Annotated in this window: 15 protein-coding genes and 1 tRNA gene; 4 read left to right on the top strand and 12 right to left on the bottom strand. The window is 71.0% G+C overall.

Annotation, left to right across the window (positions count from 1 at the left end; genetic code table 11):
- Window positions 1-42: 42 nt before the first annotated feature.
- The 8 genes from K8Z49_RS40665 to K8Z49_RS40630 all read right to left on the bottom strand — a co-directional run bounded on the left by K8Z49_RS40665 (window position 43) and on the right by K8Z49_RS40630 (window position 7,977).
- A complete protein-coding gene (locus K8Z49_RS40665; protein ID WP_075022196.1) occupies window positions 43-393 on the bottom strand; it encodes a DUF4387 domain-containing protein in 351 nt (116 codons plus the stop codon).
- Window positions 394-402: 9 nt separating this feature from the next.
- A complete protein-coding gene (locus tag K8Z49_RS40660; RefSeq protein ID WP_021593909.1) occupies window positions 403-1,758 on the bottom strand; it encodes an acyclic terpene utilization AtuA family protein in 1,356 nt (451 codons plus the stop codon).
- Window positions 1,751-2,854 (bottom strand): ABC transporter ATP-binding protein, encoded by a 1,104-nt coding sequence (locus K8Z49_RS40655; RefSeq protein ID WP_412516696.1) that lies wholly within the window; start codon window positions 2,852-2,854, stop codon window positions 1,751-1,753. Before K8Z49_RS40655 ends, K8Z49_RS40660 begins: the two co-directional genes overlap by 8 nt.
- The gene (locus K8Z49_RS40650; protein WP_021593911.1) at window positions 2,847-4,601 is read right to left on the bottom strand and encodes an ABC transporter permease; all 1,755 of its coding nucleotides are present in this window, start codon (window positions 4,599-4,601) and stop codon (window positions 2,847-2,849) included. Before K8Z49_RS40650 ends, K8Z49_RS40655 begins: the two co-directional genes overlap by 8 nt.
- Window positions 4,598-5,716, bottom strand: a complete 1,119-nt coding sequence (locus K8Z49_RS40645) for an ABC transporter substrate-binding protein (RefSeq protein ID WP_021593912.1) — start codon at window positions 5,714-5,716, stop codon at window positions 4,598-4,600. The genes K8Z49_RS40650 and K8Z49_RS40645 overlap by 4 nt, the downstream gene beginning before the upstream one ends.
- Before the next feature lie 140 nt (window positions 5,717-5,856).
- On the bottom strand, window positions 5,857-5,994 hold the full coding sequence (locus K8Z49_RS40640; protein ID WP_021593913.1) for a hypothetical protein: 138 nt from the start codon (window positions 5,992-5,994) through the stop codon (window positions 5,857-5,859).
- A 1-nt stretch (window position 5,995) separates the two neighbouring features.
- Window positions 5,996-6,985 carry a phosphoglycerate dehydrogenase gene (locus tag K8Z49_RS40635; RefSeq protein WP_200871896.1) on the bottom strand — a complete coding sequence of 330 codons (990 nt, stop codon included), beginning with the start codon at window positions 6,983-6,985 and terminating at the stop codon, window positions 5,996-5,998.
- 62 nt (window positions 6,986-7,047) lie between these two features.
- A complete protein-coding gene (locus K8Z49_RS40630) occupies window positions 7,048-7,977 on the bottom strand; it encodes a LysR family transcriptional regulator (protein ID WP_021593915.1) in 930 nt (309 codons plus the stop codon).
- Window positions 7,978-8,117: 140 nt separating this feature from the next.
- On the opposite strand from K8Z49_RS40630, the gene K8Z49_RS40625 reads away from it, so the two are divergent.
- The 3 genes from K8Z49_RS40625 to K8Z49_RS40615 are packed head-to-tail and all read left to right on the top strand — an operon-like array spanning window position 8,118 to window position 12,870.
- A complete protein-coding gene (locus K8Z49_RS40625; protein ID WP_024935776.1) occupies window positions 8,118-9,209 on the top strand; it encodes a tartrate dehydrogenase in 1,092 nt (363 codons plus the stop codon).
- A complete protein-coding gene (locus K8Z49_RS40620) occupies window positions 9,206-10,834 on the top strand; it encodes a hydantoinase B/oxoprolinase family protein (RefSeq protein WP_021593917.1) in 1,629 nt (542 codons plus the stop codon). Before K8Z49_RS40625 ends, K8Z49_RS40620 begins: the two co-directional genes overlap by 4 nt.
- Window positions 10,831-12,870, top strand: a complete 2,040-nt coding sequence (locus K8Z49_RS40615) for a hydantoinase/oxoprolinase family protein (protein ID WP_412516695.1) — start codon at window positions 10,831-10,833, stop codon at window positions 12,868-12,870. The genes K8Z49_RS40620 and K8Z49_RS40615 overlap by 4 nt, the downstream gene beginning before the upstream one ends.
- A 147-nt stretch (window positions 12,871-13,017) precedes the next feature.
- On the opposite strand, the gene K8Z49_RS40610 is transcribed toward K8Z49_RS40615, so the two are convergent.
- The 4 genes from K8Z49_RS40610 to K8Z49_RS40595 form a co-directional block, all read right to left on the bottom strand.
- A complete protein-coding gene (locus tag K8Z49_RS40610; RefSeq protein WP_075022200.1) occupies window positions 13,018-14,337 on the bottom strand; it encodes an FAD-dependent oxidoreductase in 1,320 nt (439 codons plus the stop codon).
- A gap of 48 nt (window positions 14,338-14,385) precedes the next feature.
- Window positions 14,386-16,431, bottom strand: coding sequence for an AAA family ATPase (locus K8Z49_RS40605; RefSeq protein WP_412516694.1), 2,046 nt, complete (start codon window positions 16,429-16,431; stop codon window positions 14,386-14,388).
- Between the two features lie 225 nt (window positions 16,432-16,656).
- Window positions 16,657-16,730, bottom strand: a tRNA-Met gene (locus K8Z49_RS40600).
- Complete coding sequence (locus tag K8Z49_RS40595; protein WP_412516693.1) at window positions 16,708-17,400, bottom strand: TetR/AcrR family transcriptional regulator; 693 nt, start codon at window positions 17,398-17,400, stop codon at window positions 16,708-16,710. The genes K8Z49_RS40600 and K8Z49_RS40595 overlap by 23 nt, the downstream gene beginning before the upstream one ends.
- Window positions 17,401-17,458: 58 nt before the next feature.
- Here K8Z49_RS40595 and K8Z49_RS40590 point away from each other — a divergent pair, with 58 nt between their 5' ends.
- Window positions 17,459-18,664 carry a cytochrome P450 gene (locus K8Z49_RS40590; RefSeq protein ID WP_021593921.1) on the top strand — a complete coding sequence of 402 codons (1,206 nt, stop codon included), beginning with the start codon at window positions 17,459-17,461 and terminating at the stop codon, window positions 18,662-18,664.

The raw sequence follows: 18,664 nt of genomic DNA, 5'->3' as shown, positions 1-18,664 counted from the left end.
GCGGCCGGGCGCCGCACCCCCGCGAGCTGTGGGAGTGGCCGGTCACGCCGTCTCCAGCGCGGCGAGCAGCCGATCAGGCACCGGCAACGTCGCCAGCGGCACGTGCTGCTGGCCGCAGTGCAGGTCGCGGTCGAGCAGTCCCCCCGCCGGGACCTTGCGGGGAAACGAGATCTTCACGACGTTCAGCGACGGGATGCGGAACAGCAGCACATCGCCGGCGTCGACGTCGTACAGTTCGGCGATCACCGCCTCGTTGAGGAAGTCGGGGTCCGCGGCGATCGCGTACCCGGTCGCGTCGAGCATGAAGGCCTCGAACGTCGTCCAGAACGGCCCGGCGTTCTTCGACCGGATCTCGTGCGCGAAGTCGGACAGGACGGGTGCAGGAGTGGTCATGACGCTCCTTCAGGCGACAGTGCGGAACAGGGACGTGGAGTCGTCGACATCGACGACGTGGTTGAGCACGAACTCGTACGTCGCGCCCCGTTCCATCTCTGCCGGCGACGTCGCGAACGCGAAGCTCGGCAGGTACGACATGTCGGGCAATGGCAGGTGGAGCATCAGCGGGTTGGCGACCTTCGCGACCGCCGTTGCGGTGGCCTGGTCGGAGGCTCTCACGCGCAGCATCACGGCGACCTCGTGGGTGGCCGACCGCTCCGTCTCCAATGCCCCGAGTACCGCGTCGTGGCCGTAGAGGCGCAGGTCGAAGGCGTACTCGTCCGGCCGCAGACCGAGGGTCTCCTCGACACGTCCGGTCAGGATCCGCCGCATGAAGCCGGCCCACTCGTCGATGCGCGCCACGATCAGAGGGTCACGGATCGCGACGAACGAGATCGTCTCGTAGCCGGCCGGCCGGGCCCCTTCGAGCTTGATCGTGATCTGGTCGGCCACGTGGAACCGCGAACCTTCGACCCGGACGCGCCGGTCGTCGACGGGCACGTAGGTCGCCGCCGACACGTCGAGCGTGCCGCGCGGCTCTCGCAGCTCGAACGGATCGGCGGTCTCGTAGAGCATGTGCGCCGCGACCGACGTGGGTGTGCAGGCGTTGTCCTCGTCGAGCGGCTCGATCTCGAAGCCGTCTTCGTCGACCCAGGCGATCACCCCGCCCGACTTCGGGTTGGTGGTGCACTGCCCGCCGCACTCCACGATCTTGGCCGCGTGCCACGCCGGGCCGTCGGGCATGCCCCGCATGATCGGCACGCACGCCGCGACCGCGGTGTCGGTGGCCCGCCCGCCGAGCACCACCTGGGCGCCGGCCTCGAGCGCGGCCGCGAACGGTTCGTGACCCATGACCCCCACGATGTGGGAGCACGACTCCAGCGTCCCGGCGTCGAGATCGCCCAGGGGCGGCAACGGATGAATCCGCCCGGCGTCCAGCCGCTCCTTGAGCGTTGCGGCGGACTGCTCGCTGTAGATACGGGTGACCTTGAGCGACAGTCCCTCCTCCGCCATGACCTCGTCGACCATGCCGGCGACCCAGTCGACCCCCGAGTCGGTGCCCGAGGTCCCGCAGGACCCGATCAGCAGAGGGATGCCCGCCGCCGCCGACGCCCTCAGCAGAATGCGAAGGTCGCGGCGGACCGCCGCCGGCGCCGTCTTCGCCGTTCCGGATCCCAGGTAGTACGGGCCGGAGTCGGTGGAGCCGCCGTCGACCGTGATCACGTCGGCACCGAGGGCCAGGCCGCGCCGCACGGCCTCCTCGTGGATCCCCGCGCCGAGCATCCCGCTCGGTGTCAGCACGCCCACACGGGTCTCACGCATCGTCGTCCTCCACCTGGTCGAGTCGGTCGGCGGGCTCGAAGAGCCGCAGGTCGTCGGGCGCCAGCCCCACCGTGAGCTCGGCGGTGTCGACCGAGCGGGTCGTGGTGACGGTCAGCCGCGCCGCGCCCACCTGCAGCACGTAGCGGTAGTGATCACCGAGGTACGAAGAGCTCGTGACCTTGGCCGTGACCGAGTTCGGGCGGCCGGTCTCGCCTTCGCGCTGGATGTGCACCGCCTCGGGGCGGATGGTCAGGCTCACGCGACCCGTGCGGCGGCCCGCATAGGGAACACGCAGAGGGTCGGCGAGCCCGTCGAGACGGACCATCGCGTGGGTGCCGTCGGCCGTGACCACCGTCGCGTCGAGGATGTTGGCGGTGCCCACGAAGTCGGCCACGAACAGGTCGGCCGGGTTCTCGTACACCTCGCGGGGGGTACCGATCTGCCGGATGACCCCGTGCTCCATCACGACCACCTGGTCGCTCATCGACAGCGCCTCGTCCTGGTCGTGGGTCACGAACACGGTCGTGACGGCGACCCGCCGCTGCAACGACCGCAGCCAGTCACGGGAACGGTCGCGCAGCTTGGCGTCGAGGTTCGAGAACGGCTCGTCCAGCAGCAACATGTCCGGCGGGTGCGCCAGCGCGCGAGCCAGGGCGACCCTCTGCTGCTGGCCACCCGACAACTGGTGCGGGTAGCGATCGACCTGCCCCGCCAGCTCCACCAGGTCGAGCACCTCCATGACCCGTTCCTTGCGCTCGCGCCCCCTCACCTTGCGGAGCTTGAGCGGGTACGCGACGTTGTCGAACACCGTCATGTGAGGCCACACCGCGTAGGACTGGAACACGACGCCGCAGTTCCGTCGCTCCGGCGGGACATCGATCCGGTCGCCGTCGAACACCACGCGGCCACCGAAGCTGATCCGGCCGGAGTCCGGCCGGTGCAGGCCCGCGATCGACCACAGGGTCGTGGACTTGCCGCACCCGCTCGGTCCCAGCAGCGTGGTGATCTGGGCGTCCGGGACGGTCAGCGACATGTCGCGCAGGACCGCGTGGTCGCCGAACGACTTGTGCAGGTTCCGGATCTCGAGTTCAGGCACGGGGACGCACCCCGAACAGGCCGCGGCCGATGCCGAGGACGGCGAGCGTGATCACCATCTGGATGACTCCTAGCGCGGCGACACTGCCGCCGATGTTGGTCGCCGCGAGTTGCAGCATGGTCAGACCGAGCACGGGCGTGCCGTCGGTGACGAGGAAGACGGCCGGCTCGGCGTCGTTGAGCATCGCGACGAAGAGCAGGATGAAGCTGGCCGCCATCGCCGGCATGACGAGGCGCAGCACGATCGTGCGCATCGCGGTCCACCAGGTCGCACCCGAGGTCCGGGCCGCCAGGTCGAGATCCCGGCCGACGGCCGCGAGGGCCGGGTAGAACGCGCTGTAGCCGAGCGCGAGGCTGCGGACCGCGAACGCCAGGCCCATTCCCCACAGTGTGGAGCGGATCGAGCCGCTCGGATCGAGGATCACGAGCGACCAGAAGAAGGCCATGCCGGTCACGAGCCCGGGGATCATCCGGGGCCACATCATCGCCTGCTGCAGCGACCCGCGCAGCCGGAAGTCCGACCGGTGCGCGATGACCGAGAGCATGGCGATCGCGAGCGTGGTCAGCAGGCCGCCGACCGAGGCGATCAGCAGGCTGTTGACGAGGGCCTTGGTGAAGACCGGATTGGCGAAGACGTTCTCGAAGTTGATCGTCGACAGCGACTCCCACGGTGAGACGAACGGCGTGAACACGGTCGTGAACGCCGACATGACGACACCGGCCAGCGGGACGAGCACGAGCACCAGCAGAACGATCAGCATGCCCGCCGAAGCGAGCCACCGGACGGGGCCGAGTTCGAGCGCCCGGCTCCCCGTCGGCTTGCCCGTTACCGCGGCGAACCGCCCGACGTCTCCCACCAGCTTGTTGCGCAGCACGAGCAGGGCCGAGACGGTCACCAGCATCAGCACGGCGCCGGCCGAGACCAGTCCGTGCCGCGGCGGCGAGACGTTGGTCCAGTTGTTGTACAGGTACGTCGAGATCATGTCGATGTCGCTGGAGTAGCCGAGCACCAGCGGCAGGCCGAGGACCTCCAGGGCGATCGCGAACACCAGCAGCGTGGAGTTCAGGATCGCGGGACGCAGCAACCGCACACTCACCGTCGCGAGGACGCGAACCGGCCCGGCACCCGCCATGCGAGCCGCGTCCTCGAGCGCGGGGTCGATCGCGGCCAGGGTGTTGCGGCAGAACAGGAAGATGACCGGGGCCGCCACGCTGATGCCCACCAGCGCCATCCCGGGGATGCTGTACAGATCGATCGGCATGCCGAGGAAGGTGTTCGTCCGCAGCCACGTCGTGGCGAATCCGGCCTGCGACCACATCAGGCCCCAGCCGAGCACCAGCACGATGCCCGGCAGCATCACCGGCAGCAGGAAGATCGTCGCGAGGATCCCCCGGCCCGGCAGGTTGGTCCGGGTGAACAGCACCGCCGCCCCGACGCCGAGCACGACCGATCCGGCCGTCATGATCGTCGCGAAGACCACGCTGTTGGACACCGCGCTCCACCACGCGTCGTCGGTGAGCAGGTCGCGATAGTTCTGCAGCGTCGGCTCGCCACCGGACTCGTACAGCGGCGTCGTCCACAAGGAGGCAACGGCCACCGGCACGATCGGCCCGACGATCACTAGGACCGCGAGCGCCCAGATCACATAGTGGGACACGGTCGTGGAGTCGAGCCGTCGACGGCGGCGCCCGCGCGCCCCGCGCGCCCCCTCGACGGGGGGCCGCGCGGGCGTGGTGAGGCCGGTCATCGGCCGAAGACCTCATTCCACCGCTTGACGGTCGCGGCCTGGCCGGTCACGAACTCCGGGGCCCAGCCGTCGATGATCACGTTGTCCTTTCCGACGGCGTCCTCGATCGCGGCCAGGCCGTACGGGCACTTGACGCCGGCGCGGTACGGCGAGAAGCCGCCCTTGCAGGCCTCCTGCTGCCCCTCGACCGACAGGGCGTAGTTCAGGAACACCTTCGCCGCGTTGGGGTGCTGGGCCTTGGCCGTGATGCCGATCGCCCGCGGCACCAGCGGTGTGCCGTCGGTCAGGTAGGCGTAGTTGAGCACCTTCGCCGCGTCCCCGGTGATCAGCGGACGGACCGACCCGAGGACGAAGAAGGAGGCGCTGTACCCGCCCTGGAGCATCTTCTGCGCGATGTTGCCCGCACCGTTCTCCACGCCGGACGACGGTCCGAGTGCCTCCAGGTTCTTCCAGCCGTCCTCACCCGCGCGCTTGATGTACGACGCGGTCGCGTAGTAACCGATCGCATTGGTGATGTCGACGACACCGATCTTGCCCTTGAGCTTGGGCGCCATCTCGGCGAACTCGCCCATCGAGGTGGGCTGCTCGTCCTTCGGCAGGAGGGACTTGTTGAACAGCGCGACGACCGGGTCCTGCGACATCGCCACGACTCCCGGCGCCAACCGCGCGTGGGCGGGCAGGTTCGCGACGTTCGGGTCCTTGTAGTCGGTGATGTGGCCGTCGCCGGCGAACCTCGACATGACCGGTTGGTTCGACATCATCACCAGGTCCGCGGTGCGCGCACCGGTCGCCGCCTCGCTCTTGTAGCGCTCGACGATCTGGGTGTCCTCCAGGTCGAGGTTCTTGATCTGGATCTTCGGATACTTCTTCATGAACGCCGTGGCGAGCGGTTTCATGATTTCGGAGTTGGCGTTGGAGTACATCAGCACCGACCCCTCCTTCTCCGCCGCCGCGATGATGTCATCGCTGACCGGGGTGACCGCCGAAGCCTTACCGGGGTCGGCCGTGGACGTCGGCCCGGCCGCCGCGGGCTCGTCGGACGAGCCGCCGCAGGCTGCGAGGGTGAGGACGCTGAGCGCCGCGACGGCGGCGGACAGGCGCTGGGGAAACCGCATGAGAACTCCTTGCTTCGTGCTGTCGGGTGGGCTGTGGCGAGGTGATCCGGGGCTCATGCGACGGCCTGCGCCACGCGACCGGCCACTCGGCCGGAGAGGCGTCCCCCGGGGGAAGGTCCCTCAAGCGCGCTGTAAGTCCGTCATCCGCCGCTCCGGAACCCGCCGGCGGAGGTCGGGAGGGACGCGACGGCGGCTCCCTGCCCGGCCCCGGTGATCACCTCCGACAGCGCTGCCTGTGACGCGGTGCCGCGGAACCCGTCGACGATGACGACTCGCACGTCAGGCCGCCCGCCCGGGGCCGTTGACCTGGAAGGCCGGCCGCCCGGAGAGTGCCGCGACGAGTTCGGCGGCCCCTTCACGCCCGGCGGCTTCGCGAGCCTCGGCGGTCTGTCCCGCCATGTGCGAGTAGACGGTTATCCCCTCGACGCCCCTCAGGACGCTGTCCGCCGGGAGCGGCTCGACCTCGGTGACGTCGAGCGCGGCTCCGGCGATCATGCCTGAGCGGACCGCCGTCGCGAGCGCCTGCTCGTCGACCATCTGGCCCCGGGCGGTGTTGACCAGCAGAGCGTTCGGCTTCATCAGCCCGAGCGCCCGGTCGCCGATGAGCCCGCGCGTCGCGGGTGTCGAGGCGGCGTGGATCGACACGACGTCGGAGCGCCCGAGGAGGTCGTCGAGGGTGACGAACTCCACGTCGGGGAACCGCGAGCGCAGGTCCGCGCCGACGTTGGTGTGACTCAGCACGGTCATGCCGAACGCCCGTGCCAGCGGGACGACCGCCCGCGCGGAGGCCCCGAACCCGACCAGGCCGAGGGTGGATCCCCGCAGCTCGTGACCGTCCGTCCGGGGCCAGCGCCCTTCGGACACGCCGACCGCGAGGTCGACGAGGTGGCGCGACGCGTCGAGCATCAGGCCGATCGTGTACTCGGCGACCGCGTTGGCGTTGATCCCCGGCAGGTTGCTGACGCTGATGCCCAGGCGGGACGCGGCCTCGACGTCGACCGAGTCGTATCCGACACCGGTCCGGACGACGGCCTTCAGGGCCGGCGCCCGCTCCAGCACCTGGGCCGTCATGGGCTCGTTGGCGATCAAGGCCCCCTCGACCCCGTCGAGGAGGCGCACCAGCTCGTCCACGGAGCGGTGCCCCTCCAGAGGTTCGTGCACCGTCGTGTGCCCGTGGTCACGCAGGTACCCGTCCACCGCGTCGCCGGGCCGCAGGTAGTCGGTCGTGATCAGGATGCGGGCCATCGCCGGGTCCTCCGTGGTCGTCATGTGGCGGCAGCCACATAACGTAGGCGACGACGCAGGTCACGTTAACCGGGCTTCGCGAAAGGTCACCTTTCGCGCAGAGAAACTCGGCCCAGGCGGCGCGGAAGCTCTTCGGCCAGGTAATCGATCACCGCCGTGATCCGTACCGGCACGTGGTGGACGTCGGCATGCAATGCGTAGACGTCCGCACCCGGGGTCGGCACGTCCTCCAGCACACGGACCAGCGATCCCTCCGCCAGGAGGCTTGCGACCTGCCACATCGATCGCATGATGAGTCCTCGCCCCTCGATCGCCCACTGCGTCACGACGTCGCCGTCATTGCTCGACAACGAGCCGTCCACCCGCATGCGGAACTCGTCGGGTCCGTCGCCGAACCGCCAGAGCGCGTAGTCGCTGTAGTTCTCCCGCAGCACGATGCAGTTGTGGTCGACGAGCTCGTCGACCGACGACGGTCGTCCGTGCTCGGCCAGGTACCGCGGCGACGCGCAGACCACGCGGCGGTTCTCCGCCAGACGACGCATGCGCAGCGTCGAGTCGTGCGGTGCCCCGACGTGGATCGCCACGTCGAACTCACGACGGTGCGGGCTCAGCGGCAGGGGGGTCGTCGTCAGCTGGACGTCGAGCCGCGGGTGCAGAGCACCGAACTCGCCCAGCAGCGGGCCGATGTGCGCCCGCCCCAGACCGAGGGTCGACTCGACCACGAGCGAGCCCCGCAGCTCGGCCGACTGGCCCGTGATCTCGTCCTCAAGCGCCTGGACGTCGACCAGGATCGGGGTGATCCCCTTGGCCAGGACGGCTCCCTCAGGGGTGAGGACCAGCTTGCGGGTGCCGCGGTGGACCAGGTGCACGCCGAGCCGTCGCTCCATCGCTGCGAGGCGCTTGCTGACGACGGGCAACGAGCAGCCGAGCTCGCGCGACGCCGCCGTCAACGTCTCGCTCGCGGCGACCACCGCGAAGAACCGCAGCTCGTCGACCGATCCGGCGACATGGACCACGCCGCACCTCCACCTTTCTTGGGGCGAAAGCCTATCTTGCCGCGAATCGACTAGGCCCCCGGTGCGTCTCTCCGTACGGTGAGGCCGTTCCGGTCGGACCATCCGCTCCGGCCGCCCCGGTCAGCGAAGGTGGGCTACAGGTGACAGGCACATACCGCGTCGCGGTGATCCCCGGCGACGGCATCGGCGTCGAGGTCGTACCCGAGGGTCTGCGTGCCCTGCACCGGGCCGCCGATCTCTTCGGCTTCACGGTCGAGACCGAGACGTTCGGGTTCGCCAGCGCCGACTACTACCTCGCCCACAGCGACATGCTCCCCCCGGACTGGAAGGAGACGTTGAGCGGATTCGACGCCATCTTCTTCGGTGCCGTCGGCTGGCCTGACGTCGTGCCCGACCACGTCTCACTGTGGGGAAGCCTGCTGAAGTTCCGCCGCGAGTTCGACCAGTACATCAACCTTCGCCCGGTCCGCCTGCTCGAAGGCGTCGTCAGCCCGCTACGCGACCGCCTCCCGGCCGACATCGACTTCTACGTCGTGCGCGAGAACACCGAAGGCGAGTACTCCAGCATCGGCGGCCGCATCTTCGACGGCACCGATCGCGAGACCGTGCTCCAGGAGACCGTGATGACCCGCACCGGGGTGGACCGCGTGCTGCGGTACGCGTTCGACCTCGCCCGCCGTCGGGACAAGAAGCACCTGACGTGGGCGACCAAGAGCAACGGCATCTCGATCTCGATGCCGTACTGGGACGAGCGCGCCGAGGCGATGGCCGCCCAGTACCCCGACATCCGCGCGGACAAGTACCACATCGACATCCTGACCGCGAACTTCGTGCTCAAGCCCGACTTGTTCGACGTGGTGGTAGCCAGCAACCTGTTCGGCGACATCCTGTCGGACCTGGGCCCGGCCTGCGCCGGCACGATCGGCATAGCGCCGAGCGCCAACATCAATCCAGACAGGACGTTCCCCAGCCTGTTCGAGCCGGTCCACGGGTCCGCGCCGGACATCGCGGGCCAGGGCATCGCCAACCCGGTCGGCCAGATCTGGAGCGCCGCCATGATGCTCGACCACTTCGGCGAGCACCCGGCCGCGGAGTCGCTCGTCCGCGCCATGGAGTCGGCGCTCGTCGACGACACGGTGGCGAAGACTCCCGACCTCGGTGGCGACGCGACCACCGTCCAGCTCGGCCGCGCGATCACCGACCGCATCACGGCCCCGGCGGTCGTGGCGTGACCGCGGCGGCGGCACCTTCCCTCGATCCCGTCCGGCTGGAGGTGCAGTGGGACCGGCTGTCGGCGGCGACCGACGAGGCGGCGTACGCGATGCTGCGGTCGGCGTTCTCGACCATCATCCGCGAGTCGAACGACTACACCGTCGTCGTCATGGACCGGCGCGGCCGCACGATGGCCGAGACCCGGGCGGGCATCCCCGCCTTCGCGGGACTCGTCGGATCGTTGACCCGGTTGCTGCTCGAACGGATGCCCGCCGAGACCTGGCGGGACGGCGACTGCGTGATCACCAACGACCCGTGGATCGCGACCGGCCACCTGCCCGACGTCTCGATGATCGCGCCGTTGTTCCACCGCGGCCGGCTGGTCGGGTTCACCGGCAGCGCCGCCCATCTGCCCGACATCGGCGGCACCGGAGGCCTGAGCACCGACCTGATCGGCGAGGGCGTGCTCATCCCGCCGCTCCACCTCTACCGGGCCGGAGAGGTGCAGAGCGGGGTCAAGGACCTGCTGCTCGCCAACGTCAGAATGCCCGACCAGGTGTGGGGCGACCTGCAGGCCCAGGCGACGGCGCATGCCGTGTGCCGTCGTCGCGCGCTGGAGTTCCTGGAGGAGTTCGGCGAGCCCGACTTCGAGCGGTTCGCGGCCGCGGTGCACACGCTGACGGACGACGCCATGCGCGCCGCGGTGCGGGCGATCCCCGACGGCAGGTACACGTCGACGGTCGATGCCGACGGCCTGCCGGGCCGGCCGACGCACATCGCGTGTGCGGTGACCGTGGCCGGCGACTCGATCACGATCGACTACACCGGTACCTCGGCTCAGGTCGACTTCCCGACCAACTGCACGCTCAACTACACGCGCGCCTATTCGATGTACCCGCTGAAGCTGGTTCTCGATCCCGCCACCCGCACCAACCACGGCTCGTATCTGGCGATGTCGCTCGTCGCCCCGGAGGGCACGATCGTCAACCCGCGCTTTCCCGTCCCGGTGATCGCCCGGCATCTGACCGGGCACCTGCTGTCGTGCGCGATCTACCGCGCCCTGGCCCCCGTGCTGCCGGACCAGGTCATCGCCGACAGCGGCGGCGCACCGGCCCTTCGCGTCAGGTTCACCGGCCAGGACGACGACGGCCGCCCGTGGGCGCTGATGCTGTTCGCGAACGCCGGCATGGGCGCCTCGGCGCACACCGACGGCCTGTCGACCACGGCTTTCCCCACCAACTCCGGCACCGGGAGCATCGAGGCGATGGAGGCCGCGGCTCCCTTGCGGATCGTCCGCAAGGGGTTGCGCCGCGACTCCGGCGGTCCCGGGATGTACCGGGGCGGACTCGGGCAGGTGGTCGAGGTCGCCAACCCCACGTCACGTCCGGTGCAGGTCGGTCTGCTCGGCGACCGGCAGACCCAGGCGGCCCGCGGTGTGCTGGGCGGCGGTGATGGCGCGACCGCGTCCGCCGTGCTCGGCTCCGGCGAGATCGTGCCGTTGAAGACCGTGACGACGCTGCCGCCGGGCGAGAGCATCACGATCTCCTTCCCCGGGGGAGGCGGCTATGGCGACCCGGCGTTGCGCGACCCCGCGGCCCACGCGCATGACGTGGCGATGGGCTACGTCAGCGGGGTGAGCCGATGAGCACCCGCATCGGCGTGGACGTGGGCGGAACGTTCACCGACCTGTTCCTGCACGATCCCGACCGTGACATCACCTGGACCGGCAAGCTGCCCACCACTCCGCACGCGCCCCACGAGGCGATCGCCGAGGGCATCGCCCGGATCCTGCGCGAGACGGGAACGCGGCCCGAGGAGGTGACCGGCGTCGTGCACGGCACGACGCTGGTCACCAACACCGTGATCGAGCGAACCGGCGCCCGCGTGGGCTTCCTGACCACCCGCGGTTTCCGCGACGTGCTGGAGATGGGACAGGAGATCCGGTTCGACACGACAGACCTGTTCGCGCGGCCCGCGCTCCCGCTGGTCCCGCGCGATATGCGGCTCGAGATCGGCGGCCGGCTGGCGGCCGACGGCTCAGAGATAGAGCCGATCGACGACGCCGAGGTGCTGGCCCGGGCCAGGGAGCTGAACGATCTCGGCGCGGAGACGCTCGCCGTGTGCCTGATGCACGCCTACGTCGACCCCTCGCACGAACTGCGGGTCCGCGACCTGGTCACCAAGGTACTGCCGGACCTGCCGGTGACCCTGTCATCGGAGGTCGCGCCCGTCATGCGCGAGTACGAACGAGGCAACACCGCGTGCTTGAACGCGTACGTGCGGCCGCTGATGGCGGCCTACCTGGACGCCCTGCGGATCGAGCTCACGCGGATGGGCGTGACGGCACCGCTGCGCATCATGCTGTCGGGCGGTGGCATCACGACACTCGAACAGGCCAAGGCCTTCCCGATCAGGCTGCTGGAGTCGGGGCCCGCCGCGGGCGCGATCGCGGCCTCGGCCGTCGCCCGCGCGGTCGGCCTTGAGCGCGTCATCTCGTTCGACATGGGCGGAACGACGGCGAAGATGGCGGTGGTCCACGGCGGCAAGGCGCGGGTCAAGCACGAGTTCGAAGCGGGGCGGGTCGACAGGTTCAAGCCGGGGTCCGGCCTGCCGGTGCGGTTGACGGTCGTCGACATGATCGAGATCGGCTCCGGCGGCGGCTCCATCGCCCGGCGCGACCCGCTCGGCCTGCTGAAGGTCGGGCCCCGGAGCGCCGGTTCGGTCCCCGGTCCCGTCGCCTACGGTCGCGGCGGCACCGAAGCGACGGTCACCGATGCGGACACCCGTCTCGGGCTGCTCGACCCGGGCGGGTTCCTCGGCGGTGAGATGCAGCTCGACCTCGACGGCGTCGACGCGTGCCTGCGCGACGACCTGGGTGCCCGGCTCGGCCTGGACGCCGTCGCCACGGCCACGGGCATCGAGCGGGTCGTCACCGCGAGCATGGCGGCGGCGACCCGCATGCATCTCGCCGAGAAGGGGCTCGATCCGGGCGACCATGCTCTGATCGCCTTCGGCGGCGCGGGCCCGGTCCACGCGTACGCGCTCGCCAAGTCACTCAAGATCTCACAGCTGGTCGTCCCGATGCGAGCCGGAGTGATGTCCGCCTACGGCTTCCTCGTCGCCCCGCCGATGGTCAACGAGGTGCGCAGCCACCACGCGGCCCTGTCCGACGTCGACTGGGACCATGTCGGTGCGCTGTACGCCGAGATGGAGGATCAAGCCCGGCGCGTCCTGGAGCCGGACGCCGAGATCACGTTCGCCCGGACGGCCGACATGCGCTACGTCGGTCAGGGCTTCGAGATAGAGGTACCCGTCCCCGCATGGCACGTGCCATCGATCCAGCAGTCGTTCACCGGCACGTACGCCTCGATCTTCGGCCGCGTCGTCGAGAACGGCCAGGCAGAGGTGGTGCGCTGGCGGCTGACTGCGACATCGCCGAGCCACGACGTCCGTCTCGGAGCGGAGCCGTCCGGTGACGATCCCGTGCGTGGCACGCGAACCGTCCACCTGCCGGATCTCGGTGCGGTCGAAGCGACCGTCTACGACCGGTACGCGCTGACCCCGCGCACCGTGATCACAGGACCGGCCGTATTCGAGGAACGGGAGTCGTCGTGTGCCGTAGGCCCCGATGCCACGACGCGGGTGGACGACGACCTCACCCTGATCGTCACGCTGCCCTAGGCAAGGCCCGAGGGAGTCAGGGGGTTCAGGCGCGAAGCCCCAACGGGACCCAGGCAAAGCGAAGGGTCCGCGGGGAAGCCGCAAGCGGCGACCACACGGACCCCAGACCAGTAGCGGGGGGCAGGATTTGAACCTGCGACCTCTGGGTCAGGCGGCCGGGCGCAGCGCCCGCGCCATGACGGACGGGCGCATCAGCGCGGGCGGCGGGTCGAGCAGTCCGATGACGCGGAAGAACCGCTCGGCGACGTCGGCGTCCCGCGCGGCCGCCGCCTGGACGCGGTCGACGTAGGCGTTCATGACGCGGATCGCGGGGGTGCGCCGCCCCTCGACCTCCGGCATGGACAGGTCGGCGGCGACGGCCATGCGCCACGGGTCGTTCAGCGCCTTGCCGACGGCCCGGAAGTACCGCCTGGTCAGCCCGCGCGGTCCGTCCTCCAGGCAGCGGCGCAGCACCAGCGCCTCCAGGCAGGCCACGGTCATGCCCTGCGCGTAGATGGGGTTGAAGCTGCACAGGGCGTCCCCGACGGCGACCAGGCCGGCGGGCAGTCGCCGCACGCGTTCGTAGCGGTTGCGCAGGTCGGACGGGTACCGGTGCGCGGCGATCCCGCCGAGCGGCTCCGCGGCGCGGATCGCCTCGAACACCTCCGGCGGCGCGAGGGTCCGCACGAAGGCCAGGAAGCCCTCCTCGTCCGTGGGCGGCCGGTTCGCGCCGTCCAGCCCCGCGACGGTGAGCAGGTGCCGGTCGCCCTCGACGGCGACCATCGCCATGCCGCGCGGCCGGCCGGGCCGCGGGCCGACGACGACGGCCTTGCCCGCGGCGACGGTGTCCAGCGGGAGCCGGACGGGCCGGGTGGCGTAGGCGACCCCGACCTTGATCTCCTCCCGCGGGACGGGCCCGTGCCCGAGCCGCTCCAGCCAGTGCCGAGCGCGCCCGGCCCGTCCCATCGCGTCGACGACCAGGTCGGCGCGGATCTCCTCGGCGGCGGCGCCGGGCGTCCGCGGCATCACCTGGACGCCGGTGACGCGGCCCGGCGGCGCGGTGAGCAGCCCGACGACGTCGCGCCCCTCGGCGACCCGGACGCCGGGCAGCGCCTCGACCCGCTCGCGGACGACGCCCTCCAGCAGCGGCCGGCTCGCCTGGACCGCCCGCTCCGCGCCGGGGCGCCGGGTGAGGGCGTGCCCGCCGAGGGTGAAGCGGTGGTCGACGCCGGGGTCGGCGACGACGGCGCCGCGGCCGATGAGCTCCGCCTCGACGCCGGGCAGGAGGTCCTCCAGGACCCGCTGCCCGCGCGGCAGCAGGATGTGGGCGTGCCTGCCCTGCGGGACTCCCCTGCGGCAGGCTCCCGCCGCGCTCTGGTCGCGTTCCACCAGCGTGACCCGTTCATAGGCCCCGGCCAGGACGCGGGCCGCGAGCAGCCCCGCCATTCCGGCTCCGAGCACCACCGCGTGTTCTCCGATGCTTCGCATCTCGTGCCTCCCGTTGTCCGATGAGGCGACGATGCGGCGGCCCGCTGTTCACTCACCAGGCCGGCTGCTGTCCACCTGGTGGCCGGTTCCGTAGACCTCCCGCTCCCACAGGACCGCGACGATCCGTTCGACGGCCCGGTTGCGGTGCCTCCGGTAGGTGCTGAACGGCAGCCCGAGCATCTCGGCGGCCCGTTCCTGGGTGGCGGCCGGCCGCAGGAACGTGCGGTCGACGACCCGGTACAGCGACTCCTCCCGCGGATCCTCCCGCAGCACCCCGGCCGCCTCTTCGATCAGCCTCCGCAGCGACGCGGCGGGATCGTCGTCCGACCGGACGAGCCTCGACCGGGCCAGCGGGTTGTCCAGCAGCCGGTCGGGGCGGTGCAGGTCGCGGAGCGCGCCGCGGACGGCGTCGGCGAACTCCTGCTGCGACAGCACGAGTTCGGGCGCGGCGACCGTGGCGGCGGTGACGGGCGCGCCCAACTCCCGCTCGGCGGTGAGCGCGAGCCAGTCGTCGACGCCGAGCACGCGCCAGTCGTGCGCGTACACGTCGTAGAGCCGTCCGCCCACCCGGTAGGACGCCTCGGGCGCGTGGTGGAAGTCGAAGAAGGACAGCAGCGGGTCCCAGTAGTCCCGCTCGGACGGGACGGTGACGAGGTCCCACGCCTGGCCGGAGCGGGTGATGATCTCCTGCCCGTGCCAGAGCCGGATCATGGTCTCCGACCGGGAGGGCCGCTGCTCAGGCTCGGCGTCCACGAAGAACCGCCAGGCCAGCACGCCCTCTCCGGGCCGGGGCGGCGCGTGCCGGTGGACGTGGCCCCACATCGCCGCGGTCCCCGGGTCGGCCCGGAGGTCCTCCTCGTCGGCCTCGTGCAGGGCCAGGTAGGCGGCATACCCGAAGGCTTCGCCCGCCTCGTCGCGGAACACCCCGAACGCCCCCGGCTGCCGCTCGGCCCACCGCGCCGCGTACGCGGCCTGCTCCTCCCCCTGCTCCTTGCGGGTCATGGCGACGACGGTTCCGACGTCCCCCTCCCGGAGCCTGGAGACGGACACGTGCCCGAGCCCGGCGAGCCGCCAGTAGCCCAGGACGACCGGATGGTGGCGGCTGAGGAACATGATGTCGGCGACGGCCTGGTGCCGGACCTGCTCGTCGTCCCGGACCGTCCGCGCACGCTCGACGAAGCGGGCCCGCAGCCCCCGGTGCAGCTCCGCGTACCGTTCGGGATCGCGCCAGCGGAGGTCGGCGTCGAGGATGTCGCGGACGACGTCGTGAGGGAAGACCCCGAACTCGCGTTCCTCGACGAACGACAGGGTCCGCAGCCACCGGAACAGCGGCCCGGCGTCCTCACCCACCATCTCCCGCAGCAGATCCTCGGTGGTGAACCGGGCGTGCGCGCAGATCTGCAGCGCCTCCCGGTGCCGCGCTCCCGGCACGTCCTCGACCAGCCGCCCGAGCAGCGCGCGCACGACGTCCGGCACACCGCTCAGCGCCCCCGGCACGTCCTGCCGCCGCCGGATGAGGTCGACGAGCAGCGAGAGCGTGAGCGGATGCCCGTGCGCCAGCCGCAGGACGCGCTCGTGCAGCTCGGCGGGGACACCCTCGACCCGCAGGTAGGAGCGGGTGTCGTCGGGGCTGAGGTTGCGCAGCGACACGACCCGGAGCAGCTCGTGCCACCCCGCGTCGGCGACCCACCGGGCGGGCGGCGCGTCCCGTCCGGCGATGACGACGACGGTGTCGGCGGGCAGCCCCGGGATGAAGCGCTCCCGCACCCAGTCGTCCAGCGGGGCGAGCAGCTCGTAGGTGTCGATGAGGATCGCGTGCCGTTCCCGGGGCGCCTCGACGGCCCGTAGGAACGCCGCGGGCTCGGGCGTCAGGGTCCGCGCGTCCACCGTCACGGGCACGACACCGGCCTCCCGAGCGGCCTCCGCCATCTCCCCCAGCAGCGCGCTCTTCCCGACACCACCGGGCCCGTGCAGGAACAGGACGGAGAAGTCCCCGTCAGCGAGCGCCGTCCGGAACAGCTCGATCTCCCCGCCCCGCCCAACGAACCGCCGCCGCCGAGCCCGCCGAAGCCGATCCCCGACCGTCCGCTCCAATGGAATCTCCCAAAAGAACCCGATGCCCCAACGTAACCGGCAAGAGAACCCCCCACCACCCGAGGGCCAGGGGACGAAGCCCCGGCGGGGCCAGGGGACGAAGCCCCGGGGGGCCAGGGGCGAAGCCCGGGGGGACAGGGGGCTCCGGGGGATCGTCCCCCGGGCGAAATGCGAAGGGCCCGCGGGGAAGCCGCAAAGCGGCGACCACACGGACCCCAGGACCGGTAGCGGGGGCAGGATTTGAACCTGCGACCTCTGGGTTATGAGCCCAGCGAGCTACCGAACTGCTCCACCCCGCGGTGATGTCTTAACTGTATTGGGCGGGGGTGGCTTAGGCAAACCGGTTTCGGGCGGGGCGGCGTGGAGGGCCGCGGTGAGCATGGCGGTGAGGTCGGTGACGAAGGTGTCGTGGGTGAGGAGGGTGTGGTCGTGGCCGGTCGGGTCGATGCGTCCGGTGCGGTCGGCGAGGGCGGCGGTGAGGAAGGCGATGAAGAGGGAGATGCGTTCGAGGGCGAGGGGTTCGGGGAGGGTGGCGCGGCAGGCGGTTTCGAGGAGGTGGAGTTGTTCGCGGAGGGCGGTGCCTTCGATGAGGGGCGGGGTGCGGTGGTCGCGGATTCCGGCGCGTCCGGCGAGTTGTGCGGTGATGCGGAGGAAGTCGCGGCCGTGTTCGGTGCGGAGTTCGTCGGCGGTGGGGTGGACGATGGCGGCGACGATGGCGTGGAGGTCGCGGGTGTGGAGGCCGGGGAGGGTGGCGGCGCGGGCGGGTTCCATGCGGGTGATGCCGGCGTGGAGGATGGCGTCGAGGAGGCCGGCGCGGGAGCCGAAGTGGTAGGTGATGGCGGAGTCGTTGCCCTGTCCGGCTTGGGCGACGATGTCTCGGGTGCGGGCCGCGTCGATGCCGTGGGCGGCGAAGAGCCGGGCTCCGGCGCGGATGAGGGCGTCGCGGGTGGCTCTTGCGTCTTTCGGCATGCCGATGATACTAACGGAATGCGTTAATAACGCTTCCCGTTAGTACGGAGGCCGCGCCATGGCGGACGTCTACGACCCGTTCGATCCCGGCTTCCAGGCCGACCCGTATCCCGCGTACCGGCGGCTCCGGGACGACGACCCGGTCCATCACCACGACGATCCGCCGTTCTGGGCGTTGTCCCGGTTCGAGGACATCTGGGCGGCGACGCGAGACGCGGACGCGTTCTCGTCCGCGCAGGGTCTGACGTTCTATCCGGACGAGATCGGCACGCTGGGCCTCGCCCCCACGATCGTGATGCTGGATCCGCCGCGGCACACCGTCCTGCGGCGCCTGATCAGCCACGGTTTCACCCCGCGCCGGATCGCCGCCCTGGAGGACCTTCTCCGCGAGTTCGCCCGCTCCAGGATCAGGCTGATGGAGAGCAAGGCGGCCGAGGGCGATACCCCTGACCTGCACCGTGACTTCTCGTCGCCCGTCCCGACCTTCGCACTGGCCCACCTGCTGGGCGTCCCCGAGGCGGACCGCGCGCGATTCGATCCGTGGGTGAGCGCGCTGACGACCCTGCAGGACGACGGGTTCGGCCTCACGGCGCTGAGGGACGACGCGACGGCGGCCGTGGCGGAGATGTTCGCCTACTTCTCCGACGTGATCGCCGCGCGCCGCGCCGATCCGTCCGACGATCTGATCAGCGCGCTGACGACCGCGGAGGTGGACGGGGAGCGCCTGACCGACTGGGACGTCCTCGGGTTCTGCTTCGTCATGGTCGCGGGCGGCAACGACACGACCGGCAACCTGATCTCGCACGGCGTGGCGCTTCTCGACGGCGACCACGTCCAGCGCGAGCGGCTGGCGGCCGACCCGTCCCTGATCCCGAACGCGCTGGTGGAGTTCCTCCGCCTGGAGGCATCGGTGCAGGCGCTCGCCCGCACCACGACGCGTCCCGTGACGCTCCACGGCAGGGAGATCCCGGAGGGCGAGAAGGTGATGATGCTGTTCGGGTCGGCGAACAGGGACGAGCGCGAGTTCGGCCCGTCCGCCGGCGAGCTGGACATCACCCGGGAGATCCCGCGTCACCTGGGCTTCTCCAGCGGCGTGCACTTCTGCATCGGCTCGCACCTGGCGAAGCTCCAGGCCCGCGTCGCGCTCGAAGAACTGCTGGGCGCGCATCCGCGCGCGGGCGTCGACCTGGAGAACGCGCGGCGGATCTCCTCCCCCTTCACCCGCGGCTGGGTCTCGCTCCCGGCCACGGGCATCGGGGCTTGA

Origin of the sequence: Actinomadura madurae, from assembly GCF_047130825.1 — a bacterium.
GTDB classification, from domain to species: domain Bacteria; phylum Actinomycetota; class Actinomycetes; order Streptosporangiales; family Streptosporangiaceae; genus Spirillospora; species Spirillospora madurae.
Note: the sequence above shows the minus strand (reverse complement) of the source record. Positions and strands in the feature narration are given on the sequence as shown.

What these genes read in the sequence shown, in the direction of transcription:
- K8Z49_RS40650 (WP_021593911.1), bottom strand. Translation starts at nt 4,601, where the DNA reads ATGACCGGCCTCACCACGCCCGCGCGGCCCCCCGTCGAGGGGGCGCGC.
- K8Z49_RS40645 (WP_021593912.1), bottom strand. Translation starts at nt 5,716, where the DNA reads ATGCGGTTTCCCCAGCGCCTGTCCGCCGCCGTCGCGGCGCTCAGCGTC.
- K8Z49_RS40635 (WP_200871896.1), bottom strand. Translation starts at nt 6,985, where the DNA reads ATGACGACCACGGAGGACCCGGCGATGGCCCGCATCCTGATCACGACC.
- K8Z49_RS40660 (WP_021593909.1), bottom strand. Translation starts at nt 1,758, where the DNA reads ATGCGTGAGACCCGTGTGGGCGTGCTGACACCGAGCGGGATGCTCGGC.
- K8Z49_RS40595 (WP_412516693.1), bottom strand. Translation starts at nt 17,400, where the DNA reads ATGCCGAAAGACGCAAGAGCCACCCGCGACGCCCTCATCCGCGCCGGA.
- K8Z49_RS40665 (WP_075022196.1), bottom strand. Translation starts at nt 393, where the DNA reads ATGACCACTCCTGCACCCGTCCTGTCCGACTTCGCGCACGAGATCCGG.
- K8Z49_RS40615 (WP_412516695.1), top strand. Translation starts at nt 10,831, where the DNA reads ATGAGCACCCGCATCGGCGTGGACGTGGGCGGAACGTTCACCGACCTG.
- K8Z49_RS40590 (WP_021593921.1), top strand. Translation starts at nt 17,459, where the DNA reads ATGGCGGACGTCTACGACCCGTTCGATCCCGGCTTCCAGGCCGACCCG.
- K8Z49_RS40610 (WP_075022200.1), bottom strand. Translation starts at nt 14,337, where the DNA reads ATGCGAAGCATCGGAGAACACGCGGTGGTGCTCGGAGCCGGAATGGCG.